The 24,711-nt window shown below is 65.3% G+C and carries 23 protein-coding genes; 7 read left to right on the forward strand and 16 right to left on the reverse strand.

Annotated elements, in window-relative coordinates:
* Positions 1 to 198: 198 nt before the first annotated feature.
* Both KAY22_RS00945 and KAY22_RS00950 read right to left on the reverse strand, forming a co-directional pair.
* Positions 199 to 1,863 carry an amidohydrolase family protein gene (locus KAY22_RS00945; protein WP_296618988.1) on the reverse strand — a complete coding sequence of 555 codons (1,665 nt, stop codon included), beginning with the start codon at positions 1,861 to 1,863 and terminating at the stop codon, positions 199 to 201.
* Positions 1,860 to 2,729 (reverse strand): NAD(P)-dependent oxidoreductase, encoded by an 870-nt coding sequence (locus tag KAY22_RS00950; protein ID WP_296618990.1) that lies wholly within the window; start codon positions 2,727 to 2,729, stop codon positions 1,860 to 1,862. Before KAY22_RS00950 ends, KAY22_RS00945 begins: the two co-directional genes overlap by 4 nt.
* A 74-nt stretch (positions 2,730 to 2,803) precedes the next feature.
* On the opposite strand from KAY22_RS00950, the gene KAY22_RS00955 reads away from it, so the two are divergent.
* Together KAY22_RS00955 and KAY22_RS00960 are read left to right on the forward strand one after the other, a co-directional pair.
* Positions 2,804 to 4,051 carry a threonine ammonia-lyase gene (locus KAY22_RS00955; RefSeq protein WP_296618992.1) on the forward strand — a complete coding sequence of 416 codons (1,248 nt, stop codon included), beginning with the start codon at positions 2,804 to 2,806 and terminating at the stop codon, positions 4,049 to 4,051.
* 136 nt (positions 4,052 to 4,187) lie between these two features.
* Positions 4,188 to 4,982 (forward strand): arginyltransferase, encoded by a 795-nt coding sequence (locus KAY22_RS00960; RefSeq protein ID WP_296618995.1) that lies wholly within the window; start codon positions 4,188 to 4,190, stop codon positions 4,980 to 4,982.
* A 45-nt stretch (positions 4,983 to 5,027) separates the two neighbouring features.
* On the opposite strand, the gene KAY22_RS00965 is transcribed toward KAY22_RS00960, so the two are convergent.
* The 3 genes from KAY22_RS00965 to KAY22_RS00975 form a co-directional block, all read right to left on the reverse strand.
* A complete protein-coding gene (locus KAY22_RS00965) occupies positions 5,028 to 6,386 on the reverse strand; it encodes a sorbosone dehydrogenase family protein (protein WP_296618997.1) in 1,359 nt (452 codons plus the stop codon).
* 67 nt (positions 6,387 to 6,453) lie between these two features.
* Positions 6,454 to 7,350, reverse strand: a complete 897-nt coding sequence (locus KAY22_RS00970; RefSeq protein ID WP_296618999.1) for a hemolysin family protein — start codon at positions 7,348 to 7,350, stop codon at positions 6,454 to 6,456.
* Positions 7,351 to 7,496: 146 nt separating this feature from the next.
* Positions 7,497 to 8,381, reverse strand: a complete 885-nt coding sequence (locus KAY22_RS00975; protein ID WP_296619000.1) for a hypothetical protein — start codon at positions 8,379 to 8,381, stop codon at positions 7,497 to 7,499.
* Between the two features lie 119 nt (positions 8,382 to 8,500).
* Between KAY22_RS00975 and KAY22_RS00980 the strand changes: the two genes are divergently transcribed.
* Entirely contained in the window at positions 8,501 to 9,814 is a 1,314-nt protein-coding gene (locus KAY22_RS00980; RefSeq protein ID WP_296619002.1) for an SLC13 family permease, read from the forward strand.
* Positions 9,815 to 9,821: 7 nt separating this feature from the next.
* Here KAY22_RS00980 and ybeY read toward each other — a convergent pair whose 3' ends face one another.
* The 9 genes from ybeY to KAY22_RS01025 all read right to left on the reverse strand — a co-directional run bounded on the left by ybeY (position 9,822) and on the right by KAY22_RS01025 (position 16,330).
* Positions 9,822 to 10,331, reverse strand: a complete 510-nt coding sequence (gene ybeY, locus KAY22_RS00985; RefSeq protein WP_296619004.1) for an rRNA maturation RNase YbeY — start codon at positions 10,329 to 10,331, stop codon at positions 9,822 to 9,824.
* A complete protein-coding gene (locus KAY22_RS00990) occupies positions 10,328 to 11,326 on the reverse strand; it encodes a PhoH family protein (protein WP_296619006.1) in 999 nt (332 codons plus the stop codon). The genes ybeY and KAY22_RS00990 overlap by 4 nt, the downstream gene beginning before the upstream one ends.
* 169 nt (positions 11,327 to 11,495) lie before the next feature.
* Entirely contained in the window at positions 11,496 to 12,863 is a 1,368-nt protein-coding gene (gene miaB / locus KAY22_RS00995; protein ID WP_296619008.1) for a tRNA (N6-isopentenyl adenosine(37)-C2)-methylthiotransferase MiaB, read from the reverse strand.
* A 7-nt stretch (positions 12,864 to 12,870) separates the two neighbouring features.
* Entirely contained in the window at positions 12,871 to 13,593 is a 723-nt protein-coding gene (locus KAY22_RS01000; protein WP_296619011.1) for a lysophospholipid acyltransferase family protein, read from the reverse strand.
* A 2-nt stretch (positions 13,594 to 13,595) separates the two neighbouring features.
* Positions 13,596 to 14,018, reverse strand: coding sequence for a Fur family transcriptional regulator (locus KAY22_RS01005; protein WP_165323885.1), 423 nt, complete (start codon positions 14,016 to 14,018; stop codon positions 13,596 to 13,598).
* A gap of 110 nt (positions 14,019 to 14,128) precedes the next feature.
* Positions 14,129 to 14,542 (reverse strand): MucR family transcriptional regulator, encoded by a 414-nt coding sequence (locus KAY22_RS01010; protein WP_165323886.1) that lies wholly within the window; start codon positions 14,540 to 14,542, stop codon positions 14,129 to 14,131.
* Positions 14,543 to 14,675: 133 nt separating this feature from the next.
* Complete coding sequence (locus KAY22_RS01015) at positions 14,676 to 15,137, reverse strand: GNAT family N-acetyltransferase (protein WP_296619018.1); 462 nt, start codon at positions 15,135 to 15,137, stop codon at positions 14,676 to 14,678.
* A 1-nt stretch (position 15,138) separates the two neighbouring features.
* Positions 15,139 to 15,750 (reverse strand): tRNA (adenosine(37)-N6)-threonylcarbamoyltransferase complex dimerization subunit type 1 TsaB, encoded by a 612-nt coding sequence (gene tsaB, locus KAY22_RS01020; RefSeq protein WP_296619021.1) that lies wholly within the window; start codon positions 15,748 to 15,750, stop codon positions 15,139 to 15,141.
* Between the two features lie 7 nt (positions 15,751 to 15,757).
* Positions 15,758 to 16,330: a NifU family protein gene (locus KAY22_RS01025; RefSeq protein ID WP_296619124.1), complete on the reverse strand. Its 573-nt coding sequence runs from the start codon at positions 16,328 to 16,330 to the stop codon at positions 15,758 to 15,760.
* 150 nt (positions 16,331 to 16,480) lie between these two features.
* Between KAY22_RS01025 and KAY22_RS01030 the strand changes: the two genes are divergently transcribed.
* Together KAY22_RS01030 and KAY22_RS01035 are read left to right on the forward strand one after the other, a co-directional pair.
* Entirely contained in the window at positions 16,481 to 17,977 is a 1,497-nt protein-coding gene (locus KAY22_RS01030; protein WP_296619023.1) for a hypothetical protein, read from the forward strand.
* The gene (locus KAY22_RS01035; protein ID WP_296619026.1) at positions 17,974 to 19,356 is read left to right on the forward strand and encodes an oligosaccharide flippase family protein; all 1,383 of its coding nucleotides are present in this window, start codon (positions 17,974 to 17,976) and stop codon (positions 19,354 to 19,356) included. Before KAY22_RS01030 ends, KAY22_RS01035 begins: the two co-directional genes overlap by 4 nt.
* A gap of 4 nt (positions 19,357 to 19,360) precedes the next feature.
* Here KAY22_RS01035 and KAY22_RS01040 read toward each other — a convergent pair whose 3' ends face one another.
* Together KAY22_RS01040 and KAY22_RS01045 are read right to left on the reverse strand one after the other, a co-directional pair.
* The gene (locus tag KAY22_RS01040) at positions 19,361 to 20,512 is read right to left on the reverse strand and encodes a glycosyltransferase family 2 protein (protein ID WP_296619028.1); all 1,152 of its coding nucleotides are present in this window, start codon (positions 20,510 to 20,512) and stop codon (positions 19,361 to 19,363) included.
* Entirely contained in the window at positions 20,509 to 21,513 is a 1,005-nt protein-coding gene (locus KAY22_RS01045) for a glycosyltransferase family 2 protein (protein ID WP_296619030.1), read from the reverse strand. Before KAY22_RS01045 ends, KAY22_RS01040 begins: the two co-directional genes overlap by 4 nt.
* 74 nt (positions 21,514 to 21,587) lie before the next feature.
* On the opposite strand from KAY22_RS01045, the gene KAY22_RS01050 reads away from it, so the two are divergent.
* On the forward strand, positions 21,588 to 23,231 hold the full coding sequence (locus KAY22_RS01050) for a tetratricopeptide repeat protein (RefSeq protein WP_296619032.1): 1,644 nt from the start codon (positions 21,588 to 21,590) through the stop codon (positions 23,229 to 23,231).
* The gene (locus KAY22_RS01055; RefSeq protein WP_296619034.1) at positions 23,225 to 24,691 is read left to right on the forward strand and encodes an undecaprenyl-phosphate glucose phosphotransferase; all 1,467 of its coding nucleotides are present in this window, start codon (positions 23,225 to 23,227) and stop codon (positions 24,689 to 24,691) included. Before KAY22_RS01050 ends, KAY22_RS01055 begins: the two co-directional genes overlap by 7 nt.
* Positions 24,692 to 24,711 lie beyond the last annotated feature (20 nt).

Below are 24,711 nucleotides of genomic sequence, written 5' to 3' on the forward strand. Positions count from 1 at the left end.
GATGAGAACTGGTCCACCGAAATGGCGACGATGAGCTTTGGCTTCGGCGGCGGCGCCGCCTGCGCGGACGTCGAGGCGGTTGCAAGGAGGGCTGCTGCGAAAAGCGAGGTCTTCATGGGTGTCCGATACTCGTCTGGTCGGAAGAACGGCCGGTCATTGCCCGGCTTATGTTACAATATGAAACGCACGAGCCCGATATCAGGGGGCCGTCCAGGCCCGCTTGCCTGCAATCCAGGTTTCGACCGCCTTGGCACTGCGCAGATCGGCGACGCCGACGGTGAAGATGTCGCGATCGAGGATCACGAAATCGGCGAAATGGCCGGGGGTCAGCGATCCGATCCGGTCCTCGGCAAAGCCCGCATAAGCGGCGGTCGTGGTGAAGGCACGCACGGCCTCGGCGATGCTGATCGCCTGCTGCGGTTGCCATCCGCCCGGTGGCTGGCCGGATGGATCCTGACGGCTGACGGCAGCGGCGAGGGCGGGGAAGGGGTTGGGGCTTTCGACCGGATAATCCGAGCCGAAGGCCAGGGGCACCTTGTTGTCGAGCATTGTCTTCCACGCATAGGCGCCGCCCAGCCGGCCCGGGCCCAGCCGGGCTTCGGCCATGGCGTGGTCCGATGTCTGGTGGACGGGTTGCATCGAGGCGATGATGCCGTTCCTGGCGAAGCGGGGAAGATCGGCCGGATCGACGATCTGGGCATGTTCGATCCGCCAGCGACGATCGCCCTTATAGGTGTCCGACAGCTCCTCGATCGCGCCGAGAACCTGTTCGTTGGCGGCGTCGCCGATCGCGTGCACCGCCGTCTGGAAACCGTCCATCGCCGCGCGGCTCATCAGGTTGCGAAGCTTGGCGTCTTCCAGGAAGCGAAGCCCCTTCTGACCCGGCGCGTCGGCGTAGGGCGCCTTCAGCCAGGCCCCGCGCGACCCGAGCGCGCCGTCGTCGTACAGCTTGACCCCGACCATGCGGAGCCGGCCGTCATAGAGCCAGGGCGTGGGCCCGGTGCCCGCCACCGCGAGCAGCGCCGGGATCCCGCCGGCATAAGAGATGATCCGGACCTTCAGGCGTCCTGCGTCGCCCGCGCGGCGCATCGTCAGCCAGTCGTCGGGGGAGGTGCCCATGTCGGCGGTGGCGGTAATGCCATAGCCTAGGAGAATGTCCTGCGCCTTGACGAGAGCGGCGTCGCGCTCGCGCGGCAGCATCGCGGGCACGGCCGACATGACCAGTTGCTGCGCGGCATCGACGAAGACACCGGTCGGCTGGCCCTTGGCATCGCGCTCGATGCGGCCGCCGGGCGGATCCTTGGTCGCGGCGGTGATTCCGGCCGCCGCCATCGCAGCGCTGTTCGCGAGCAGCGCGTGGCCGTCAACCCGGTCGAGCACGACGGGGCGGCCGGGCGCGATGGCGTCGATATCGGCTGCCGTCGGGAAGCGGCCGAGCTGCCAGCGTTCCTGATTCCACCCGCCGCCGCGTATCCACAGCGGGGTCGGTCGATCGGCGGCGTAACGGCGCAGCGCCTCCTGCGCTTCCGCGAGGCTTTTGGTCGCGGACAGGTCGAGCGACAGTGCCACCTCGCCCAGCCCCATGACATGGCCATGGGCGTCGATCAGCCCCGGAATGACAGTACGGCCCCTGGCATCGAGGCGGAAATCAAGTCGCTCGGGACGCTTGTCCCCGCGCTGGAGCAGCCTGGAGACGCGCCCCTGGCCGTCAATCAGCAGTCCGTCGAAGCGGACCAGCTTGCCCTTGTCGTCGAAGCTATAGCCATTCGCATTATCGATCAGTCCGTCGGCAAGAGCGGGCGAAGCGATCAGGGCCAGGGCGGCGAGCGCCGACCGGCCGGCACCGACGATGCGAGCGATCATGTGCGCGGCAGTCGCTTGACCACCGAGGAAATGTCGAGGCGACCACAGCCCAGCGCCTGCGTCTCGCCATAAAATTGGTCGGCGAGCGCGGCAAAGGGCAAGGCAGCGCCGTTGGAACGGGCTTCCTCGATCGCGATGCCGAGATCCTTGCGCATCCAGTCGACCGCGAAGCCGAAGTCGAAGCTCTCCTCCGACATCGTCTTCCAGCGGTTGACCATGTACCAGCTGGCTGCAGCCCCGCCCGATATCGCCTCGAACACCTTGTCGAGGTCGAGATCGGCATTCTGGGCGAAGCGCAGCGCTTCCGCGGCGCTCTGCATGGCGCCGGCGATGCAGATCTGGTTGACCATCTTGGTGGTCTGTCCCGCGCCGGGGCCGCCGATGTGGACAATGCGCGACGAATAGGCCTGCATCAGCGGGATCGCCGCCTCGACCGCCTTGTCCGAGCCGCCGCACATGATCGCGAGTGTGCCCGCCTCGGCCCCTGACTGGCCGCCAGACACCGGGGCATCGACCACGAGCAGGCCACGGTCCCGGCCTTCGACCGCCAACTGACGGGCGATGCGCGCGGATGCCGTCGTGTGATCGACGTACAGCGCCCCCTTCTTCATCGCGCGGAAGCAGCCGTCGCTGCGCAGCGTCACAGTTTCGAGGTCACCGTCGGCGCCCACGCAGGAGAAGACCGCGTCGGCATCCTCTGCGGCGGCAGCCGGAGTCGGCGCGAGCCGCCCGCCATGCTTTTCGACCCAGGCCTCGGCCTTGGCGCGCGTACGGTTGTAGACGGTGACATCATGGCCAGCGGCCGCGAGATGTCGTGCGATGGGGGCGCCCATGGCGCCCAGCCCGAGAAAGCTCACCTTTGCCATGGATGCATCGCATAGGGCGGAATCGGAGCCTGCGCTAGGAGTCTGCTGCGCAATCGTCTATGGGCGCCGACACTATGGCTACCCAGCAGAACAGCAGCGGCGCGCATGGCGTCCCCGTCACCTTCGACGATGTCCGCGCGGCACATGCGCGTATCGCGCCCTCGATCGTGCGGACGCCGATCATGCACAGCCGTACGCTCAGCCGGATCACCGGCGCCAATGTCTGGCTGAAGTTCGAGAACCTCCAGTTTACCGCCGCCTATAAGGAGCGTGGTGCGCTCAACAAGCTTAGCCTGCTCAACGAGGAACAGCGCCAGCGCGGCGTGATCGCGGCCTCGGCCGGCAACCATGCCCAGGGGCTCGCTTATCATGGCGCGCGCCTCGGCATCCCCGTCACGATCGTCATGCCCAAGCCCACCCCGACGGTGAAGGTCCAGCAGACCGAAGGCCATGGCGCGCGGGTGATCCTGTCGGGCGAGCGGTTCGACGATGCCTATGGCGCCGCCTGCACGCTAGCCGAGCAGGAGGGGCTGACCTTCGTCCATCCGTTCGACGATGCCGACGTCATCGCGGGGCAGGGCACCGTCACGCTCGAAATGCTCGAGGATGCGCCAGAGATCGACACGCTGATCGTGCCGATCGGCGGCGGCGGGCTGATCTCGGGCGCGGCGGTCGTCGCGCGTGCGACCGGACGACCGATCCAGGTGGTGGGTGTCCAGGCAGAACTCTATCCCTCGATGTATGCCGCGATGAAGGGCGTCACCCTGCCCTGCGAGGGCGACACTCTGGCCGAGGGCATCGCCGTCAAGCAGCCCGGCGCACTCACCGCGCAGATCGTCAAGGCGCTGGTCGACGACATCGTCCTCGTGGCAGAGCGGGATCTGGAAACCTCGGTGTCGATGCTGCTCCAGATCGAAAAGACTGTGGTCGAGGGCGCGGGTGCTGCGGGCCTCGCGGCACTGCTGGCGCATCCCGAGCGCTTCCGGGGCCGCAATGTCGGCATCATCCTGTGCGGTGGCAATATCGACACGCGGCTTCTCGCCAATGTGCTGTTGCGCGATCTCGCCCGCTCGGGACGCCTCGCGCGCCTGCGCATCCGCCTGCAGGACCGGCCCGGCGCCTTGTTCCACGTCGCCCGCGTGTTCGACGAGCAGCAGGTCAACATCGTCGAAGTCTATCATCAGCGCGTCTTCACGACGCTGCCGGCCAAGGGGCTGATCGCGGACATCGAGTGCGAGACGCGCGACGCTTCCCATCTGGAGCGCCTGCTCCAGGCGCTGCGCAAGGAAGGCTATGAGGTGACGCCGATCGAAGCGGCCTGATCGCTTCGCCCTTCGGCGAAGAGGATGGTCAAGATCGACGAAAGAATCGAGGTTAATGCTCTTTTCATGACGTTCGTGCGTAGGCATAGTCCGATTCGACCGAGGCGCACGATCTGACAGGGGGCAAGCTTTCGACATGACGGCGCAGTTTCGCTTCCCCCGTTTCTTCGTGACCACACCGGGCCCCTGCCCCTATCTGCCTGGACGGACCGAGCGGAAGGTCTTTACGGAATTGTCGGGCCCGAACGCCGCGGACCTCAATGATGCGCTGGGGCGCATCGGTTTTCGGCGGAGCCAGGGCGTCGCCTATCGGCCGACCTGCGTCGATTGCCAGGCCTGCGTGTCGGTCCGCGTCGTGGCCCACGAGTTCAAGCCCAATGCGAGCCAGCGCAAGCTGATGCGCCGCCATGCGGACCTCGAAGTCAGCCAGTGCAAGCCTTGGACGACCGAGGAGCAATTTGCGCTGCTGCGTCGCTATCTGAAGGCGCGTCATCCCGGCGGTGGCATGGCCCAGATGGACGAGTTGGACTTCGCCGACATGGTCGAGCAGACCCCGGTCAAGACCAACGTCATCGAATATCGGGAGCCTGCTGTCGATGGTCGCCCCGGCCGACTGGTCGGCGCCTGCCTGACGGACGTGCAGGCCGATGGTCTGTCGATGGTCTACAGCTTCTTCGAAACCGAAGATGAGCAGCGGCCCGGCCTCGGCACCTTCATCATCCTCGACCATATCCGCCGCGCGACGGAGTCCGGCCTGCCCTATGTCTATCTTGGCTATTGGGTCGAAGGCTCGCCGCGCATGCAATACAAGACCCGTTTCCGGCCGCTCGAGCGGCTGTCGGCCGGCGGCTGGCACCGTTTCGATGCGCCGCACCCGGTCGAGAAGGCCGAGGCTTTCTTCGCTCCGTCCAAGCTCAGCCAGCTGATCTGACAGGGGCGGGGCGGCTGCCTGCAGGCAAGCCGCCGCTGCAATCCCTTATTTCGTCGGTGCAACGGGCGCAGTTGCGGTAACGCGCCATATCTTGCCGCCGACATCGTCGGTGACCAGCAGGCCGCCTCGCTTGCCGACCGTCACCGCTACGGGTCGGCCGCGGGCCTCTTCGGAAGGGGAGAGAAAGCCGGTCAACACGTCGCGCGGTTTGCCCATCGGTTTGCCCTGCGCGAAGGGGACATAGACCAGCTTGTAGCCAGAGCGCGGACGACGATTCCAGGATCCATGTTCGGCGATGAAGGCGCCGCTGGCATAGTCCGGACCGAGGATCGCGCCCTTGGCGAAGGTCATGCCGAGAGCAGCGACGTGCGGGCCCAGCGCATAATCGGGACGGATCACATAGGACTGCAGATCCTGCTCGGGTTCGGGCACCCGCTTGTCGATATAGCCGCCCCAATAATACCAGGGCCAACCATAGAAGCCGCCCAGCTGGACCTCTGTCATATAGTCGGGGACGAGATCGGAGCCGATCATGTCGCGCTCGTTGACCGTGGTCCACAGGTCGCCCGTAGTCGGCTCGAAGGCAAGACCGTTGGGATTGCGCAGGCCATAAGCGAAGATGCGATCCTTGCCCGAGGGCAGTTCGATCTGCAGGATCGCAGCGCGCTTCCGCTCCAGATCCATGCCGTTTTCGCCGATGTTTGAGGCCGAGCCGACGGTGACGTAGATCGACTTGTTGTCGGGCGCGAGCAGCAGGTTGCGGGCCCAGTGATTATAGCCTCCGGGCAGCTTGGCAACGGTCACCGGCTTCGCATCGATCTTTGTCTGGCCGGGCTGAAAGGGTACCCGCACCAGCGCGTCGGTGTTGCCGATATAGAGCTGGCCATCGGCCCACGCCATGCCGCTGGGCGAATTGAGGCCCGAGATCAGGACCGTCTTCACCTCGGCCTTGCCGTCGCCATCGGCATCGCGGAGCAGGATGATACGGTTGGGCGAGGGCACGCCGGCACCCGCGCGGGCCATCAGCTTGCTCATCACGAAACCGGTGACGCCCCCCCCGCCATTATCCTTGTCGCGCGGCGGCGAATTGCTCTCGCTGACCAGGACGTCGCCATTGGGCAGGACGTAAATCCAGCGCGGATGGTCCAGCCCTTCGGCAAAGGGCGCGACCGACAGCCCGGCGGCAGCGGTCGGCGCCTCGCCGGCTTTCCAACCCACGGCCTTGGCTACTGCGACCGTCGGGATCATCTGTTCCTTGGGATCGACGAGCTTGGGTCGTGCCCCGACGACCGCCGCGAAGTCGACCGTGGCTCTTTCGTCGGTCGCCATGACATAGACGCCCACCCCGGCGGCGATCAGCGCGACGAGCGGCAGGGACAGCAGGATCTTCTTCTTCGTCGTCATCTCGCCTCTCCGGGGATCATTCCGTATCCTCAACGCATGTCAGGGCAAAAGGTCACGCCTCCGTACCTTAGTCCTGATCGGCGACTTCGGGGAGCGGGGGATGCAGGAGCAGCTTCTTCACCCGCCGCTCGTCCGCATCGGCAATTTCGAGCCGCCATCCGCTCGGATGCTCCAATATCTCGCCCGGCTGGGGAACGTGGCCCGCGAGCGACGATGCGAGGCCGCCGAGCGTTTCGACATCGTCGTCGATGTCGGCGAGGCGCGGATCGATCAGTCGCGCGACATCCTCCAGCTCCGCACGAGCATCGGCGGACCAGATGGCTTCGCCGAGCGGGATCAGCAGATCTTCTTCCTTCTCGTCATGCTCGTCCTCGATGTCGCCGACGATCTCTTCGACCAGATCCTCGATCGTCACGAGGCCGTCTGTGCCGCTATATTCGTTCAGCACGATAGCGAGATGGGTGCGCGTCTCGCGCATCTCGGCGAGCAGATCGATGATCCGCATCGACGATGGCACATAGCGCGGCTGACGGATGAGTCCGGCGATCGAGTCCGGTCGCGGCGCACCGGTGGCCACGATCCGGAAGACGTCCTTCACATGGACCATGCCTATCACATGATCGAGGTCCTCGTCGAAGACAGGCAGCCGGCTATGCTCGGCCTCTGCGAAGCGCGCCACCAGCTCGTCGAATCCGATCGTCTCGGGAACCGCGATGATGTCGCCGCGCGGGACCCCGATATCGCCTACCGTACGCTCGCCGAAATGCAGGATGTTGCGGAGCATTTCGCGCTCCGCATGGGAGAGGTCATCGTCATCCTCGCTGCCGTCGCCGGCATGCTCCTCGATGACTTCCTCGATCTGGTCGCGCAGGCTCGGCTCCTGCTCTGGCGCAAAGAGCGCGCGGAGCCCGCGCCACCATCGTCCGCCGCTGTCTGCGGCGCTGCTACTACTGTCGTCTGGCATCGTCTTTCTTCGTGCCGCTCCTTGGGCCTGATTCGCTAACCGAAATAGGTGTGCAGGCGCAATCCCCGCAAGCTTCCTTAGTTCGGCCAGATTAAACTATCAGGAAATCCAGCACATCCCGGCGATAGACCCCGGAGCATATCGGCTCATTTGGTCCAGCGCGCCAAGACCTCTCCGGTCGAATTGTCTTCGAAGGCCATGGTGGTGAACTCGGTTGCGACCACACAGCTTGGGCGTTGATCGGGCGACGGGGACTGGCAGTGGATCGGCTGCCCATCGGCAAAGGCGGCGATCCGCCCCTCGACGACAAGGTGGAAAAAGCTACCCGGAGCGGGTGGGGCGTCGCGCTTGACCGTAGCCGAATAGGGGCGTCCGCCGCGTTGCAGGGTGCGCGGGGCGCCCGTGGCGAAGAATTGCGCCAGTCCCACGGTGCGCTCGGCGGGGACATCTGCCCGGGCCGGTCTAGCCTCGGCCTCCCCTTGTTCGGGAGGAGCTGGCGGACAGGTTTCGGAACTCGTCCATGGCCGGGGTAGCCAAAATCCCTCGACCTGATCGTGCGGCGTATCGCCGGCAAGCGGCGCGATCCAGTCCGCCTCGGTCCAGTCGTCCAGTCCGAAGATCAGCTGCAGAGCGCCGCTGGCTTCGGAATAGCGCCAGCCTCGCTGGATCGCTTGCGCCTTGGCCTTCGACCCCGGTGCCTCTTCGGGCATCGGTCCGCCACAGCCAAAAGGCACTCTGAGCGTGAATGTCCGCCCGACCAGCGACCTGTCGGCTGCTGGCTGGGGCAGGCCGCCGGCATGGGCATCTGCGGCGCGCGCGACCGCCGCGATGATATCGGTCCGCCCCAGCACGGGTTCCGGTTTGGGCAAAACCTTGGTGATCCGCGCAACCGGCTTTTCAACTACCGGTGGAGGGGGAGCGACGGGCGTCGCCGTTTCGCGGTCAAGCGCGTAAAGCCCGAAACCGGCGATAGCCAGACCGGCTACAATGGCGCTCAGCCGTTTCACGAGGGGGGCGTTGGGACCAGGCATGAAAGGCAGCATAGCAGCATAAGGGCCGCTTTATGAACCCGTCCCGTCTCTCTTGGCCGGCTTCGCTGGACGGTTAAGTTGCTGGTAGGCCCCAAACTTTGTGCTAGCAGGGCGAGAGGATGACGATCGAGCAGATCATAACGCTTCTCGTCCTGGCTGGCGTCGTTGCGGCGCTGATCTGGGACAAGGTCCGCGCGGACGTCGTCGCGCTTGGTGGTGCAGCAATATTGCTGCTTTCGGGCGCCGTACGTCCCAGCGAGGTTCAGGGTGCTTTTGCCAGCCCCGCGATCATCGCGCTCGCGTCGCTGTTCGTCATTGCCCATGCGATGGAACTGGCGGGCTTGCTCGACTATCTGATCCACAAGGCGGTGGCGATGTGCCGGCGGGTCGGCGCTATCGGTATCTGGGTCCTGATTGGGCTGTGCGGAGTCGCGTCGGGCTTTCTCAACAATACGCCGATCGTGGTGCTGGCGGCGCCGATCGTCCGCGACGTGGCGAATTCGCTACGGCTCGACCCCCGGCGTTTTCTCATGCCGCTTTCCTATGTTGCGGTGCTCGGCGGCTGCTGCACGCTGATCGGCACATCGACCAATTTGCTCGTCGACGACATGGCGCGGACCTCGGGGCAGCCGCCATTCGGTCTGTTCGAGATCAGCCCCGTCGGCCTTTGGACTGCGCTGGTTGGCGGTATCTTTCTGATGCTGGTTTCCGGCCGGCTGGTCGCGCCGCAGGGAGCGGCTATGGACCGGCCCGACCGGCCCCGGCACGCGGTCACCCATCTCGACATCGCCGGCGAGTCGGTTGTCGAGCCGGAGCGCTTTGCCGTCGATCGTCCGCTGCACAAGGGCAAGGCGACGATTGCCACCGCCGTATTCCTCTCGGTCGTCGCGCTGGCGGCGCTCGATATCGCGCCAATCGCGGCGGCGGCGTTCAGCGGGGCCGTGCTTCTGATATTCCTGCGCGTGATCGCGGCGGATGAAGCCTATGGCGGCCTCCGCCCCCAGATATTGCTGCTGATCGCGGGCATGGTCGTTCTCGGTATCGCGCTCGAGCAGACCGGGCTGGCGGCGGCAGCCACCGATGCGCTGGTCGGCTCGGTCGGCAGCTTCGGGCCGCTGACGGCTCTGATCCTGCTTTATGGAGCGACGCTGATCCTGACCGAGATATTGTCGAACGCGACCGTGGCCGTGCTGGTTACGCCGGTCGCGGTCGCGCTCGCCGAAAGTCTTTCAGTGAGCCCCAGGCCCTTTCTGGTGGCGGTCATGATGGCCGGTAGCGCCGCCTTTGCGACACCCTTCGGATATCAGACGAACGTGCTCGTCTATCAGATGGGCGGCTATCGCTACATCGACTTCCTGCGTATCGGGCTGCCGCTCAATCTTCTGACCTGGGCGGCGGCCGTCACCGCCATCCACTTCTACTTCCCGTTCTGAGCGCTATTCAGTCCTCGCGGATCAGATAGGGGTCGGCGATGTCGAGCTTGGCGAGCGCGATCCGTTCCAGGTCCTCCATCGCCTCGGCCTCGTCATCCTCGAGATGATCGTAGCCGAGCAGGTGGAGCGTGCCATGGACGATCAGATGCGTGGCATGCTCGCTTGTCGCCACGCCCTTCTCGGCCGCCTCGCGCACGCAGACACCGCGCGCGAGGATGATGTCGCCGAGCAGGACTTCGCCGTCATCGCTGTTGTCGAGCGTCTCGATCAGATCGGGCTGGACCATCGGGAAGCTCAGAACGTTGGTCGGCTTGTCCTTCTGCCGATATTGCCGGTTCAGTGCGTGGACCTCTTCATCGTCGGCCAGCCGGACCGAGATTTCGGTGGTGAAAGGCGCGTTCAGCAGCGCGGCATGCGGCGAGATCGAGATCGCAGCCGTGACGGCCTCGATCGCCAGTGCTTCCCAGTCGGTTCCGTCGTCCCAACAGTCTTCTGCCTGCACGGCAACATCGATCATGCAGCGTTTGGTCCTTCATAGGCGTCGACGATCCGGCCGACGATCGGGTGGCGAACCACGTCGGCAGCACCGAAGCGGACGGTTGCGATTCCGTCCACCCCTTCGAGACGACCGACCGCGTCGGCAAGACCTGACTTGCCGATATCGGGAAGGTCGATCTGACGCGGATCGCCGCACACGACCATGCGGCTGTTCTGGCCGAAGCGGGTCAGAAACATCTTCATCTGTGCGGGCGTCGTGTTCTGCGCCTCGTCGAGAATGACGAAGGCGTCGGACAGAGTCCGGCCGCGCATGAAGGCGATCGGGGCGATCTCGATCTCACCCGATGCGATCCGCCGTTCGACCTGTTCGGTCGGCAGCATGTCGTAGAGCGCGTCGTAGAGCGGGCGGAGATAGGGGTCGACCTTCTCCTTCATGTCGCCCGGCAGGAAGCCCAGTCGCTCGCCCGCCTCGACGGCGGGGCGCGACAGGATCAGGCGATCGACCGTCCCCTGAATCAGCTGCTGGACGGCCTGCGCCACGGCGAGATAGGTCTTGCCGGTGCCCGCCGGCCCCAGCGCGAAGATGATGTCGGAGCGGTTGAGCGCTTCCATATAGCGGATCTGCGTTGCCGAACGCGGGACGATCGTCTTCTTGCGCGTGCGGATCATCACCTTGGGCGGATCGGACACGTCATTGCGGATGATCCCGTCGAGCGTCGGTTCGGCCGACATAGCGATCACCGCCTCGACGGCGCCGCTGTCTATATCCTGCCCCTGCACGATCCGGTTGTAGAGCCCGGTCAGCACCTCGCGGGCGCGGCCGGCGGCTTCCGCCTCACCCTCGATCTGCAGCTTGTTCCCCCTCGCCGCTATATAGACCCCTAGCCGGTTCTCGATCGCCACCAGGTTCTGGTCGAATTCGCCGAACAATCGTCCGAGCAATTGGGGCTTGTCGAAGATGATCTCGAGCCGGGCGCGATCTCCGGCCTGCGCGGGGACTGGCTTGCGCGACATAAGAGGCGGTGTGTTCCTTTCCTCTGATCACTCGGACGGTGATCGCCCGGTGACAACGATCCTACGCGCATTTGGACCCGTGCGAAGTGGGAAAGCGGTGGAGCATCCCACTTATCCACTGCGGATGTGGCTTTTATGTTGCGGCGGGAGGCCGCCGTCCGAGGCAAGCTCAGGCGGCGGCGCGCTCGCGGCCGACAAGCTCGCCCATCAGGCTGTTTGGCCCCGCCGACACGATGTCGACCGTGACCATCTCGCCGATGGCGGTATCGGCTTCGACGATCACCGACTGGAGCCAGGGCGACTTACCGATCCGCTGCCCCGGTTTCTTGCCGTCGCGTTCGAGCAGCACGTCGCAGCGCTTGCCGATACTGGCGAGATTGAACTGGTGCTGCTGCTCGTTGAGCAGCGTCTGCAGCCGCTGGAGCCGCTCATCCATTACCTCGGCGGGAATCTGGTCGGCCATCGTCGCGGCCGGTGTGCCAGCGCGCGGGCTGTACTTGAAGCTGAACGCCTGGGCGTGGCCGACCGCGCGGACGATCTCCAGCGTCGCCTCGAAATCCTGCTCGGTCTCACCAGGGAAGCCGACGATGAAGTCGCCCGAAATGGCGATGTCGGGCCTTGCCGCGCGGACCTTTTCGATCAGTGCCAGATAGGAGCGGGCGTCATGGCTGCGATTCATCGCGCGCAATATGCGATCCGATCCCGCCTGCACCGGCAGATGGAGGAAGGGCATCAGCTTTGGCACGTCGCGGTGTGCCGCGATCAGGCCGTCGCTCATGTCGTTCGGGTGGCTGGTCGTGTAGCGGATGCGGGCGAGCCCCGGCATCGCGTCGAGCGCCTCGATCAGTCCGTCGAGACCGCGCGAGCGGCCCGCCTCATCTTCGCCCGCCCAGGCGTTGACGTTCTGGCCCAGCAGCGTGATCTCGCGTGCGCCGGCATCGACCAGCGCCTTGGCTTCGTCGAGAATGGCGCTCCACGGCCGCGATATCTCCGCCCCGCGCGTATAAGGCACGACGCAATAGGTGCAGAATTTGTCGCAGCCTTCCTGCACGGTCAGGAAAGCGGTCGGCCCCTGCCTGCGTCGACGCGGCAGCGCATCGAACTTGGAATTGGCCGGCATGTCGGTGTCGATCGCGCGGCGTCCCGCAGCGGCGTCGGCGACCAGCTGCGGAAGGTTGTGATAGGCCTGCGGCCCCACGACGATGTCGACCGCCGGCGCGCGGCGGGGGATCTCTCCGCCCTCGGCCTGTGCGACGCAGCCCGCCACTGCGATCATAGGCTTCTCGCGAGGCTGTTCGTCGGCGCCCGCCCGCTTCACGATCCGCCCGATGTCCGAATAGACCTTCTCGGCCGCCTTCTCGCGGATGTGGCAGGTGTTGAGGACGATCAGGTCCGCTTCGTCCGGATTGTCGGTCGCGGACATGCCGTCGGCTTCCAGCAATTCGGACATGCGCGCGCCGTCATAGACGTTCATCTGGCAGCCGAAGGACTTGACGTGGAAGCGCTTGGGGGGTGTGCGGGACATGGCCGCGCCCATAGCGGAACTAGGACGACGGCGCCAGCGCGGCCATGATCGCGGCCTGCGCCTCGGCCGCGAGCGCCTTGCGATCGGTCGACGGGGCGAGCGGCGGCAGGAAGCGGAGCGTACAGCGCAGACTTCCGTGCCGCGACAGGACCTTCTGCGCATTGGGGCCGAGATCCTCGTCGCCCGTCCAGCAGATGTCGGGCGCGGCCGGGCCATAATCGATTGCCACCGGCTGGACGCGTACGCCCGGAGGAGCGGGCGCCACCGAGGCAAACAGGGCAGGCCGAAAGGGGAAGAGGGTGACGCCGTCATTGGTCGTGCCCTCGGGGAACAGCGTCACTGCCCGATGTTCGATCAGGGCGCGGCCGAGCTGGTCGACCTGGCCGTGCGCCGCGCGGCGGCTCTCGCGGTTGATGAAGACGGTGTCGCCGATCGCGGCGAGCATGCCCACCAGCGGCCAGCCGCGCACATCGTCCTTCGACACGAAGGCGGTGCGGGTGGCGCCACCCAGCGCCAATATGTCGAGCCAGCTGAGATGGTTGGCGACGTAAAGCACGTCATGGCCCAGCGGACGTCCCTCGACATGGACGTCCAGCCCCATCGCTTCGCCGAACCATTGCAGGAAGAAGCGTGTCCAGCCGATCCGTTTGCGCACCGGCCAGGTCAGCACATAGCCGGTCAGGCAGAAGGCCAGGACGAACAGCCCGGTCGAAACGCGGGCGATCGCTCTGCCGTTGGCCATGCTTATTTCGGACGCTGGGCCGAAACGCCGTAGAGTTCGAGCCGGTGATCGACCAGCCGGAAGCCCAGCTTCTCGGCGATCTTGCGCTGCAGTTCCTCGAGATCGCGGTCGACGAACTCGATCACTTCACCGGTTTCGACGTTGATCAGATGGTCATGATGCGTTTCGGGCGCTGCCTCATAGCGGGCGCGACCATCGCCGAAATCATGCCGTTCGAGAATGCCGGCATCTTCGAACAGCCGCACCGTGCGATAGACGGTCGCGATCGAGATGCCGGGATCGATCGTCGCGGCGCGCTGGTGCAGCAGTTCGACATCGGGATGGTCCTCGGCGTCGGACAAGACGCGCGCGATGACGCGGCGCTGCTCGGTGATGCGAAGGCCCTTGTCCGCGCAGAGCTGCTCGATGTCGATCCTGTTAGGCATGCGGCCTTGTTACCCGTATTGCGGTTGCGAAAACAAGATGCGGGTCGCCGAAAAGACAATGGGAGGGCAACCCCATCGGGCACCCTCCCATATCGAGTCCGGCGGACGGATCAGCGCGAGCGGCGCTTCGTGCCCAGGCCGATCTTCTTGGCGAGCGAGCGACGCTGCTCGGCATAGTTCGGCGCGACCATCGGATAGTCGGCGGGGAGGTTCCACTTGGCGCGGTACTGCTCCGGCGTCATCTGATAATGGGTCATCAGGTGGCGCTTGAGCATCTTGAGCTTCTTACCGTCCTCGAGGCAGACGATATAGTCGGGCTTGATCGACGACCGGATCGAAACCGCAGGCTCCTGCTTGATCTCTGGCTCGACGATTTCTTCGCCCAGACCGGCCAGCGCGTTGTGGACGTTCTGAATGAGCAGAGGCAGGTCGGAAACGGCGACGCTGTTGTTGCTGACATGCGCCGAAACGATGTCCGCCGTCAGCGCGATCAGAGTTTCGGAAAGACCATTATTGTCCGACATGAGTTGACCTTCACAGGAAAGAGATGACGAATCCGAGTTCGCAATGCCGCCCCGAGAGCATTGGCTGGGCTGGCTCTGCGGCACTTCGGCGGCTTTTGCAACGTAAATATAGTCGGGAAGATATAGGTCCGAGTCAAACCGAACATGAAAGGGTCAGAGCATCGTGAACCTGTCCGTCGCGACCATGGTAGTAGCCGGGCCGGCGACCGATCTGAACAAAGCCCGCCTTCTTATACAGTTCGATTGCAGGATTATTATAGCGCACTTCAAGATGGAGAATGTTTCCATTACGCGCATGCAATAGTTTGCGGGTGTGTTCGATCAATGCGAGGGCGATGCCCCTGCGCCGATGTGATGGCGCTACGGCAAGCAGCAGCAATTCGGCTTCTTCCGCGACCTGGCGGACGAGGGCAAAGCCGGCTGGAGTTTCCCCGCACTGGGCCAGCGACAGCCAGGTTCCCGGCAGGGTCAACATCGACAGGGTCTGCGCTTCGTTCCATGCCTCGCCATAGCCTGGGTCGAACGCCGTGTTCATGACCGCCATGACCGGTGCGAGGCCGCTGGGGCCGACCTCGGCGATGATGAGGTCGCTCACGTCACGCGGCCGCAGGCTTGGCGTCGGCCGCTCGTCCATAGATCGGGCTCGCGGGCAGCATAGCCATATCGCCCAGACGCAATGCGTTGGCTGCGCGCGGAAGGCAGGGATGGGCAATACCGTAGCCGCGCGTCTCCACCAGCTTTTCTGCGGCGGACCCGAAAACATGCTGAGCGGTCATCGCGCGGGCCGCTTCGGCGGGGGGGAGCGATGCCAGTTCGGACATCGGGCGGAGCGGATCGCAGCAATAGGCCTGGACGAATAACTCCCCATGGCCGCCGATGATGGCGACCGACAAGGCGGGAGCGATGGAGGCCGCCGCTGCGGCGATGACCGCCATCGACGAATAGCCGTGGACCGGTGCGTTCCAGCCAAACGCCAGCGCGCGGGCTGCGGCCAGCCCCACGCGCACGCCGGTGAAACTGCCTGGGCCGCAGTCGACCAGGAGCCGTTCCGCGCGCCCGCCGCCGGGCAGCGAGGCAATCATCGGCATAAGCCGTTCGGCATGCCCCCGGCCAACTTCTTCATGAATCTCGGCCAGTAGCCGGTCACCGTCGAACAGTGCCACCGAGCAGGCGGCCGTTGCGGTATCGATGACCAGTGTGCGGCTCATTGGGCGATCAGACCGCCCGAACCTCGGTCACTTCCGGCACATAATGTTTCAGCAGCGTCTCGATGCCCTGCTTCAGCGTAGCGCTGGAAGATGGGCAGCCCGAGCAGGCCCCTTGCATCGTGAGATAGACGGTGCCGCGCTGGAAGCCGCGATAGATGATATCGCCGCCATCGCGCGCCACGGCGGGGCGTACGCGCGTTTCGATCAGGTCCTTGATCTGGGCGATAATGTCGGCGTCGGCAGGATCATCGCCCAGATCTTCGTCGGAGGCGATGCTGATATCGGCGGCCGAGCCAGCGCGGAACAGCGGTGCTTCTGAAGAAAAATGGTCGAGCAGCACACCGAGGACTCGCGGCTTCAGGTCGCGCCACTCGCTGCCTTCGCCGGCTGTGACCGAGACGAAATCCTGCCCGAAGAAGACGCCGGTGACGTCGCCCAGGGAAAACAGGGCCTCCGCCAAGGGCGATGCCACGGCCTCTTCCGGATCGGCGAAGTCGCGGGTGCCGGCGGTCATGACGGCGCGACCCGGCAGGAATTTCAGCGTCGCCGGATTGGGCGTGGTTTCTGTCTCGATCAGCATGGCCGTCATTTGGGGGCAGTTGGGCGGGGGATCAAGCCATTCCTTCTTTACCTGCGCGTCATTGAGCTTGATTAAGACGGCGGGCGCGCCGCTTTCGACCACCGGGGTCGGCATTCGGATCGCGCCGCACCATGCTCGGATCGGGGGGCGATGTTTCTCTGGAAGAATGCGGTCGTGCTCTTCGTGCTGCTGGGTGTCGTCACGCTGCCGGCATCGATGCTCGTGCGCGCCCGCTGGGAAAAGGCCTATCTCGTCCGGCTTTTCTTCTGCGGCATCGTCGCGGTCTGCCTCGCGCTGAGCGCCCTGCCGATGATCGCGACGCAGATCGGTTATCTGCTGTTGCTGACCGCCTGTTTCGATCGACGCCTGCCGATGGCGGCGACCTATTTGTTCTTTCTGCTGTGGACGCCGGCGGCGGGCTCGCTGCTCGCGGTATCGGGCGCCTACATCGCGCCGATCACGCCCTTCCTGACTTTCTCGGGAGCTTTGCTGCTGGGCTATCTGCTCCACCCGGAAAGCCATCAGCGGCGAAAGCCGGTGGCGAGCGATCTCGCCGTTCTCGGCTTCACGCTGGTCTATTGCGTCTGCATGTCGCTGCGGGACACGCCGACCGGCATCGCGCGGACGGTCGTCACCTTCCTTATTCCCTATGTACTGAGCTACCAGATCCTCTCGCGGGTCAAGATCGGTTCGCCTGAGGTCGTGCTGCGCCTGTTCGTCTTCGCCGCCGCCGCCGCCGGCCTGCTCTGCCTGTTCGAAACGATCCGGCACTGGCCGCTCTACGCCGGGGTAATGGGGGTGAAGAACGACATCTGGACGGTCGACGCGCCGCGCATCTGGCTTGAGCGCGGCGGCATCGCCCGGGCTTATGGGCCCTTTGCCCATCCGCTGACTGGTGGCGCGATGCTCGGGCTCGCAGCCGTGGCGGCCTGGGGGCTGTCGCGAATTCGCGGTGTTTCGGGGCCGTTGACGGTGCTCGGCGGACTGATCCTGCTCGGTCTCGCAGCGACGCTGTCGCGATCTGGAATGGTCGCGGTCGCGGTGGGGCTGATGGTGTTCCAGTTTCTGCGGGGCCGCTATTGGCTGGCCGTCCTGGTGCCGCTTGCGGGGCTCGTCATCGTCCTGGGTTTGCCGATCCTGGGAGGCGAGGATGCACGCTTCAACGCCGCCTATCGCATCGGCCTGCTCAGCGGTGTGCCCCGTGCGCTCGGCGGGCATCTCTGGTTCGGCTATCGCGAGGCGGTGGCCCAGGGGCTGCTCGACAGCTTCATCCAGGGACAGGGTATCGTCGACCTCGTGAACGCCTATCTGGCGCTCCTCGTCGAGGGCGGGCTCGTCACGGTCATAGCGTTTCTGCTGTTCATCCTTTCGGCCTTTCCGCACTACCGCGCGATCAAGCGGCTGCAGCCCGATCGCGAGCAACTGATCCTCGCGCAGGTGCTCATCTCCATTCACAGCGCTACGGCGGTCTCGCTGGCGTTGCTGAGCAGCTGGGTCGCGCCGATGCAGTTGAGCTTCATCATGGTCGCGCTGCTGGTCGCGCTGCGCACCCAGCTGGAGGCCGCCGGCGCAACGGCCCGCACGCGGCCGCCGCTCGTCGCGGCCGTACCGGACGAGCCGGGCGAAAGGCTGCCTGTCCTGCGATGAGCGCCGCCGCCGGAGCCTTGTCCTGGCGTCCGAAGGCGCTTGCCGCGCGCCTGTTCGGCGGGCCTGGGCGCATGTTGTTCGGCTTTACCGTCGCCACCATGATCCTGCGCCTCGGCGGCAACATCGTCCTGACCCGCCTGCTCAGTCCCGAAGCCTTCGGTATCGTCGGGGTCATCACCTCGACCATGATCATCCTGGCGATGCTGTCCGATCTCGGCGTGTTCGACTTCGTCATCCGTCACGAGCGCGGCGGGGAACGCCGCTTTCTGGACGTGGTCTGGTCGATCCGGCTGGGGCAGGGGGGGCTGCAGGCGGCGGCGATGCTGGCGGGCGCGTGGCCGATCGCGCTGCTGCTGGGCAAACCCGAACTGGCCTGGCCGATTGCCGCCACGGCACCTCTCTTCCTGATCAATGCGCTCTGCCCCATGAGCCTGCTGCTTGCCCAGCGCGAGGGGCGGATAAAGGCCAGCTGTTCGGTCGAGCTGGCTGCGCTGGCGGTGCAGGTCGCGTCGAACCTCGCTCTATCGCTGCTGATGCCCGATTATCGCGCGTTGATCATCGGCCTCTATGTCAGCGGTATCGCCCGGATGGTCTTCACCGCTGCGATTCTGGGGGGGAGGGTGCGGGTCGCGTGGGACAGCCGTCTGGCGCGCGAATTTTTCGGCTTCTCCCGCTGGATCATGGCGTCGACGATCGTGACGCTATTGATGACGCAATTCGACAAGATGCTGTTCGCGCGGCTGTTCACGGTGGCTGATTTCGGCGTCTACATGCTGCCCGCCAATCTGGCAGTCGCATTCCAGCCCTTCGGCCGCAATTATGTCGAGCGCCATTTCTTCCCGCTGGTCTCGCGGACGTGGCAGGATGCGCCCGACCGGCTGCGATCGATCTTCTACGCGGCGCGTCGGCGACACTATCTGGTGCTGTTCGCCGGGATCGGTTTCGGCATCGGCATCGCACCTGCGCTGTTCCGTGTCTTGTTCGACCATCGTTACGAATATGGCTGGATCTATCTGAGCGTGCTGCTGCTGCGCATCGCCTTCGATCTCGATTCCTTCACCAATCTCCAGACGATGCTCGCCATCGGTCATGCGCGGGTGATGTTCTACGCCAATCTGCTGAGGCTCGCGGTGTTCCTGCTGCTGGTCGCCGTGACCTTCGGTCCGCTCGGGCCGATTGCGTTGCCGCTCGCGTTGGCGGGTGGCGAGCTGGCTGGGTTGCTCTACACTCTGCCGCTGATTGCGCGACACGGACTGTTCGATGCGCGCGACCATGCGCTCTACTATGCGGCCTTGTTGCTTGCTGCCCTGGCCGGCGCCGCGATCAGTTGGGTCGCTGCGCCACAGGTAATCGAGGCAGGACTGCCATTGACCGGCTGAGCGATCAGTCGCGCGGCGTGCGCTTCCACATCCGTTCGGGTTTGCGGATCGCACCGAGATAGAGGGGCAGTTTCCACAGCATATAGACCGGCGCGAGCAACAGCTGCCGGGCACTGGCCTGCGCGCGGCCGAAGCGCCACCAGCCGAGCAGCACCAGTCCTGCCGTGACCGTCAGCAGGGCAACCAACATCATTGCGGCCGAGCCCGAGGCCCCGAGCGCGATCAGCGCTCCGGACGCCAGCAGGCTGGCGGTGCAGAGCATTCCGAGCAGAGCCAGCGGCGGCACGCACAGATGGAGGCCCAGCCACAGAAGATGCGCTTCGCCCGACAGCAGCAGCTGGGGAGCCTGGCGGATGGCGCTACGCAGGAAACCCTGCTCCCAGCGGCTGCGCTGGCCGAGAGTGGCGGAACGCGTCGCAGGATCCGACCATGTCGTCACCTGCGGCAGGAAAGCAGGTGCCATGCCGAGCTGGGAGAGGGCTATGCCCATGCCGAGATCTTCGGCGATGTCGTCGGTGTCCAGCGGGGCAGCATCGAAGCAGCGCCAGGGAAAGGCCATGCCCGAACCGGTCAGCAGGGCCGGCGCCCCGATCCGCGCCAGCCCGCGCTGGCGGATCAGATTGCGTAGCAGCAAGGCAAAGCCGGAGACGGCCACCAGCGGTCCGCGATCGGGGATGGGCCGAAACAGATAGGCCGACTGGACCGGGCGATTGAGCGCGGCGGCCGTCCCGGCGAGTCGCGCCAGGCCGTTTCCCTCTACCGCGCAGTCTGCGTCGAGCACCGCCACGATCGCCGGGGGCGCTGCACGCAGGTGCCGGCGGGCGAAGCCCAGTGCATGGCCTTTGCCGCGATGGGTCGGATCATGCCGTTCGATTACCTCGGCCCCCGCCGCGCGGGCGATCTCGGCCGTCCTGTCGGAGCAATTGTCGGCGACGACGAGGAAGGAGCTTCCGGCTGGCGCGGATGCGCGAGCCGCTTCGATGCAGCGCGCGATTCCGGCTTCCTCGTCATGTGCCGGTATCAGGATGGTGATGTCGGCCGGCTTCGTCGACGGCTGCGCCCTGGGGCGTAGTTGCGCCGCACTCAGTTCGATCGAGAGGACAGCCAGCGCGAGCATCGCGGGCAGTACGACCAGCCAGGCGAGAGCGTCGATCATGACCTCTTATACTCGATGAGGGTCGGCGCGCGGTCGCGGCGGCGGTTACGCCAGTAGGACAACAGGCCGACCATCTCGGCATATTTCCCGAGCATCAGAAACAGCGCGAAGGGCACGCCGCGCCGGACGCCGTGTCGCAGCGCCTCGCGGACGGCGATCCGCGCGAGGTTCAGGACCAGCAAGGCGAAGACCAGTATGGTACCGAGAATGGCGCGTGGGTCGAGCAGCATCGCCACGAGGAGGCTCGCCACCGCGGCCAGCGGCAGCAGTCCTGCCCAGAATAATATCCGCGCTCTGCTCCGGCCGTAATCGTGCAGGCTCGAGCCGGGATGGCGATCGACGAGTTCGGCGAAGGCGTGGCCTGCGCGCATCGTCCGGCGCCACCACTGGCGGAACCGAACCATGTCGCCGTCGTGGATCGCCATCGGCGCATCGATGCATTCGATCCGCCAGCCGGCCATGCGCAGGCGCAGCGCGAAGTCGGGGTCCTCCCCGGCGATCATGTCGTCCTGATATCCGCCGGCATTGCGGATCGCTTCGACGCGCAACAGCACGCTGCCGCCGAACACCGCCGCCGGCCCGGCGGGGACGGCCCATTCGCGGTCGAACATCCACCCATAGATGCTGGCGTCCGGCGCTCGCTCCCGCAGCCGCCCGAACAGCGCGCCCAGTTCAGGCTCGCGGTCCAGCCGGTCCGTGGCGATCGCGATCCAGCCGGGCTCGAGGGCGGAGTCCCCGTCGAGCATCTGAAGATATCGGATCGAGGGGTCGGCCAGCAGCAGATCGATGCCCGCATTGCGTCCCCGCGCGGCGGAAAAACCGCGCTCGGGCGAAAGTTCGATCACGGGAACACCCATCCGTCTCGCCGCCTCGACGCTGCTGTCGGCCGATCCGGAATCGACATAGACGCTGCGCCACCCTTGCGTCGAAGCGAGGCTGCGCAGCAAGCGGGCCCCTTCGTTTCGGCCGATCACCACGATCGCGACGTCGGTCCGAACCATAGTTTACGCTTTGCCCTATTGATCGCTACGGGTTGCCGGTCTGTAATCGGTGCGAAAGGGATGGCTGGCAAGAGATGGCTTTCGGGACGGCTCGCATCTTTGCGGCAGCCATGCTGCTGCCGATGACGCTCGTCGCCTGCGGTTCGGCCGAGGAGAAGGCCTCGAAAGCGGCAACCCGCTTCGACATCTATTATGCCCGGCGCGACCTTTATTCGGCGCGGGTCGAGATCAACCGGGTTCTGGCGGCGCAGGACGATGTGCCCGAATATTGGGCCCGGCTGGCACGGCTCGAACTGGCCGACGGCCGCCTGCTTCAGGCTTATGACGCCTATAATCGGGTGGTCGAACTCGACCCCGAAAACAGTGAGGCGATCCAGACCATGGCCGAGCTGTCCTATTCGGGAGGCTCCTATGACGATGCCGAGCGGCTGGCCGACAAGATTTTGGAGAAACAGCCCCGCTCGCTGCGCATGCAGCTGGTCAAGGGGTCGGTCGCGGTCGAGCGTCGGGAGATCGACAAGGCCAAGACCATCGCAAAGGCCATGCTGGAAATCGATCCGACCAATGAGGGGGCGACCCTGTTGCTGGCCCGGACGATCAACCTGGGCGGCGATCGGGAGCAGGCGATCCGCATCGTCGAACAATCGGTCGCGAAGGACGGCGAGTCCGTTCCGAAGCTGCTGGCGCTGCTCGATCTGCATTCGGGCAATGCCGATTTTCCAGCGACGGCGCGGACCTTTGCACGGCTGTTCACGCTGATGCCCGACAACGCCGATCTCCGGATCGAATATGCCCGGCTTCTGTACGAAAAGGGGCGCCCCGATCGTGCGCTGGGGATGCTCGCTCGGCTGATCCGCCGCCATCCCGGCGACCAGGAACTCCAGCAGCGGATCGTCGACATGTGGACCGAGGTCGGCGCCGACAAGGTCGATATCGACTTGCTGGGACGGTTCGTCGCGCGCAGCGGAGATCGCCCGCTCAAGATGGCGCTCGCCCATCTGCTTCTCGACCGGCAGCGTTATGCCGAGGCGGAGCGGCTCCTGCGGCCCTTTGTCGATAGCGAAACGATCAGCGCGCCCAATGTCGAGGCGGACGTCCTCTATGCGGGCGCGCTAAGCGGGCTGGGGCGCGGTGGCGAAGCGCGGACGATGGTCGACCGGATATTGCGGTTCGATGAGAATAATCCCCGAGCGCTGCTGATGCGGGTGCAGGTTTCGACGCGGACAGGCGATCTGTCGCGGGCGTTGAAGGATGCACAGGTGCTGGTGCGGGACAATCCGAAGATTGCAGAGGCGCGTGTGGCGCTGGCCGATATCCAGGCCCGGCGGGGCGAGCCGGTCCTCGCCGACAACAGCTATGCCAGCGCGATGAGAGATCTTGCCGATGACCCTGAAATGCTGAAGGCCTATGTTGGCTATCTGCGAGGCAAGGGGCGGGACCGGGTGGCGCTCGATGCGACAAAGCGCTTCACCCGCGATAATCCCAGGTCGTCCAATGGCTGGCGGCAGCGCGCGGAGCTTTGCCTCGATCTGCGCGACGGCGAATGTGTCGACGAAGCGCTGGACGCTCTCGAGCAGCTTCCCGGAGGACAGAAAATCCGCGCCGGCCTGTTGCCGCGCCGTGCAGCGCTCGGTTCGTCCCAAAACGGTGGGGCATCGGCGGTTATTGCCGCTGTTCGGACCTCCCGGTCCTGTGGCAAAGGCGTTGCGACATGCTGACCATGGTTACCAGCGAGTCGGACGGTGCGGTTCCGACCTCGCGCAAATATCGCTTCACGTCCAACGTGATCGCCACGATCATCCTCGTGGTCGACCTGCTGTGCCTGATCGCGGGCGCGCTGGCGACGCCGCTGGTCTATGAAGCGTTGCTCGGGCCGCAATATTTCTTTGAACGGCACCTCAACGTCGCCGTGATCGTCTCGGTCAACTTCTTCCTGATCCGGCTGTCCCGCAACAGCTATGCCCACCCGATGGGACGCGGTGGCGACAGCGATCAGGCGGTCGCCTTCGAATTCCTCCTCGCGGTGCTGCTCGTCTATGCGACGATCTGGCAGATCGGACAGGCCAAGCCTTTCTCGACCGGGCTGGCGCTCGTCTACCTGACGCTGACGCCCGCACTCCTGTTCGTCAGCCGGTTCCTCGTCCGCAAGCTCGTCTGGCACCTCGTCCAGGCCGGCTATATCGGCCAGCGGATCGTGATCTACGGTGCCGAACAGGCAAGCTGCGACCGCGTCCTGCGGCTGATCGACCTCGAACGGCTTCCTTATGTGTCGGTCGTCGGCGTCGCTGACGATCGCTCGACCCGCATCATGAGCGCGGCACCCTGGTCGGTGCCCTTTCTGGGTGGTCTCGACGCTCTGGTCACCCGGATCGCCAAAGGCGACGTGGACATGGTGATCGTCGCCCTGCCGATGGTCAGTCAGGCCCGGCTCGACCAGATCACCGAGCGTTTGCAGCAGGTCTCGGTCGACATCTGCCTGATGCCGCGCGAGGCGCTCGACCTTTCGCAGCAATATACGATGCGATTCATCGGGTCGGTGCCGCTCTTCGCGCTGTGGCAGCGGCCGATCCGTGACTTCCACCGCATCATCAAGGCGGTGGAGGATCGTGTGCTCGCCTTTGTCGGCTTGATCCTGCTGTCGCCGCTGCTGCTGCTCACCGCGCTGGCGATCAAGCTCACCAGTCCGGGGCCGGTGCTGTTCCGACAGGAACGCTTCGGCTTCAACAACGTGCGGATCAAGGTGCTGAAATTCCGTTCGATGTATGTAGAGCGGCAGGATGAGAGCGGCGCCGCGCGGACCGTGAAGAGGGACGATCGCGTCACCCCGGTCGGGCGCATCATCCGCCGCCTGTCGATTGATGAACTGCCCCAGCTGTTCAACGTGCTGACGGGCGAGATGTCGATCGTCGGCCCGCGGCCGCATGCGACCGAGATGAAGGTCGGCGATACATATTATTTCGATGCGGTGCGTGGCTATGCGGCCCGTCACCGGGTGAAGCCCGGTATCACCGGCCTGGCGCAGGTCAGGGGCCTGCGGGGCGAGATTGCGACGATCGAGCGGGCCAAGCGCCGCGTCGAATATGACAGATATTATATCGAGAACTGGTCTTTCCTGCTCGACCTGCGGATCATACTCGAGACGGTATGGCGCATCATCTGGGACCGAAACGCCTATTGAGCGGGTTCAGCCTGGAGCCC

Origin of the sequence: Rhizorhabdus sp. (genome assembly GCF_018006725.1) — a bacterium.
GTDB lineage: Bacteria > Pseudomonadota > Alphaproteobacteria > Sphingomonadales > Sphingomonadaceae > Rhizorhabdus.

What these genes read in the sequence shown, in the direction of transcription:
- KAY22_RS01005 (WP_165323885.1), bottom strand. Translation starts at nt 14,018, where the DNA reads ATGCCTAACAGGATCGACATCGAGCAGCTCTGCGCGGACAAGGGCCTT.
- KAY22_RS01040 (WP_296619028.1), bottom strand. Translation starts at nt 20,512, where the DNA reads ATGATCGACGCTCTCGCCTGGCTGGTCGTACTGCCCGCGATGCTCGCG.
- KAY22_RS00965 (WP_296618997.1), bottom strand. Translation starts at nt 6,386, where the DNA reads ATGACGACGAAGAAGAAGATCCTGCTGTCCCTGCCGCTCGTCGCGCTG.
- KAY22_RS01025 (WP_296619124.1), bottom strand. Translation starts at nt 16,330, where the DNA reads ATGCTGATCGAGACAGAAACCACGCCCAATCCGGCGACGCTGAAATTC.
- miaB (WP_296619008.1), bottom strand. Translation starts at nt 12,863, where the DNA reads ATGGGCGCGGCCATGTCCCGCACACCCCCCAAGCGCTTCCACGTCAAG.
- KAY22_RS01000 (WP_296619011.1), bottom strand. Translation starts at nt 13,593, where the DNA reads ATGGCCAACGGCAGAGCGATCGCCCGCGTTTCGACCGGGCTGTTCGTC.
- KAY22_RS00950 (WP_296618990.1), bottom strand. Translation starts at nt 2,729, where the DNA reads ATGGCAAAGGTGAGCTTTCTCGGGCTGGGCGCCATGGGCGCCCCCATC.
- KAY22_RS01050 (WP_296619032.1), top strand. Translation starts at nt 21,588, where the DNA reads ATGGCTTTCGGGACGGCTCGCATCTTTGCGGCAGCCATGCTGCTGCCG.
- ybeY (WP_296619004.1), bottom strand. Translation starts at nt 10,331, where the DNA reads ATGATCGATGTTGCCGTGCAGGCAGAAGACTGTTGGGACGACGGAACC.
- KAY22_RS00975 (WP_296619000.1), bottom strand. Translation starts at nt 8,381, where the DNA reads ATGCCTGGTCCCAACGCCCCCCTCGTGAAACGGCTGAGCGCCATTGTA.
- KAY22_RS00970 (WP_296618999.1), bottom strand. Translation starts at nt 7,350, where the DNA reads ATGCCAGACGACAGTAGTAGCAGCGCCGCAGACAGCGGCGGACGATGG.
- tsaB (WP_296619021.1), bottom strand. Translation starts at nt 15,750, where the DNA reads ATGAGCCGCACACTGGTCATCGATACCGCAACGGCCGCCTGCTCGGTG.
- KAY22_RS01035 (WP_296619026.1), top strand. Translation starts at nt 17,974, where the DNA reads ATGAGCGCCGCCGCCGGAGCCTTGTCCTGGCGTCCGAAGGCGCTTGCC.
- KAY22_RS01045 (WP_296619030.1), bottom strand. Translation starts at nt 21,513, where the DNA reads ATGGTTCGGACCGACGTCGCGATCGTGGTGATCGGCCGAAACGAAGGG.
- KAY22_RS01055 (WP_296619034.1), top strand. Translation starts at nt 23,225, where the DNA reads ATGCTGACCATGGTTACCAGCGAGTCGGACGGTGCGGTTCCGACCTCG.
- KAY22_RS01030 (WP_296619023.1), top strand. Translation starts at nt 16,481, where the DNA reads ATGTTTCTCTGGAAGAATGCGGTCGTGCTCTTCGTGCTGCTGGGTGTC.
- KAY22_RS00960 (WP_296618995.1), top strand. Translation starts at nt 4,188, where the DNA reads ATGACGGCGCAGTTTCGCTTCCCCCGTTTCTTCGTGACCACACCGGGC.
- KAY22_RS00990 (WP_296619006.1), bottom strand. Translation starts at nt 11,326, where the DNA reads ATGTCGCGCAAGCCAGTCCCCGCGCAGGCCGGAGATCGCGCCCGGCTC.
- KAY22_RS00945 (WP_296618988.1), bottom strand. Translation starts at nt 1,863, where the DNA reads ATGATCGCTCGCATCGTCGGTGCCGGCCGGTCGGCGCTCGCCGCCCTG.
- KAY22_RS00980 (WP_296619002.1), top strand. Translation starts at nt 8,501, where the DNA reads ATGACGATCGAGCAGATCATAACGCTTCTCGTCCTGGCTGGCGTCGTT.
- KAY22_RS01010 (WP_165323886.1), bottom strand. Translation starts at nt 14,542, where the DNA reads ATGTCGGACAATAATGGTCTTTCCGAAACTCTGATCGCGCTGACGGCG.
- KAY22_RS00955 (WP_296618992.1), top strand. Translation starts at nt 2,804, where the DNA reads ATGGCTACCCAGCAGAACAGCAGCGGCGCGCATGGCGTCCCCGTCACC.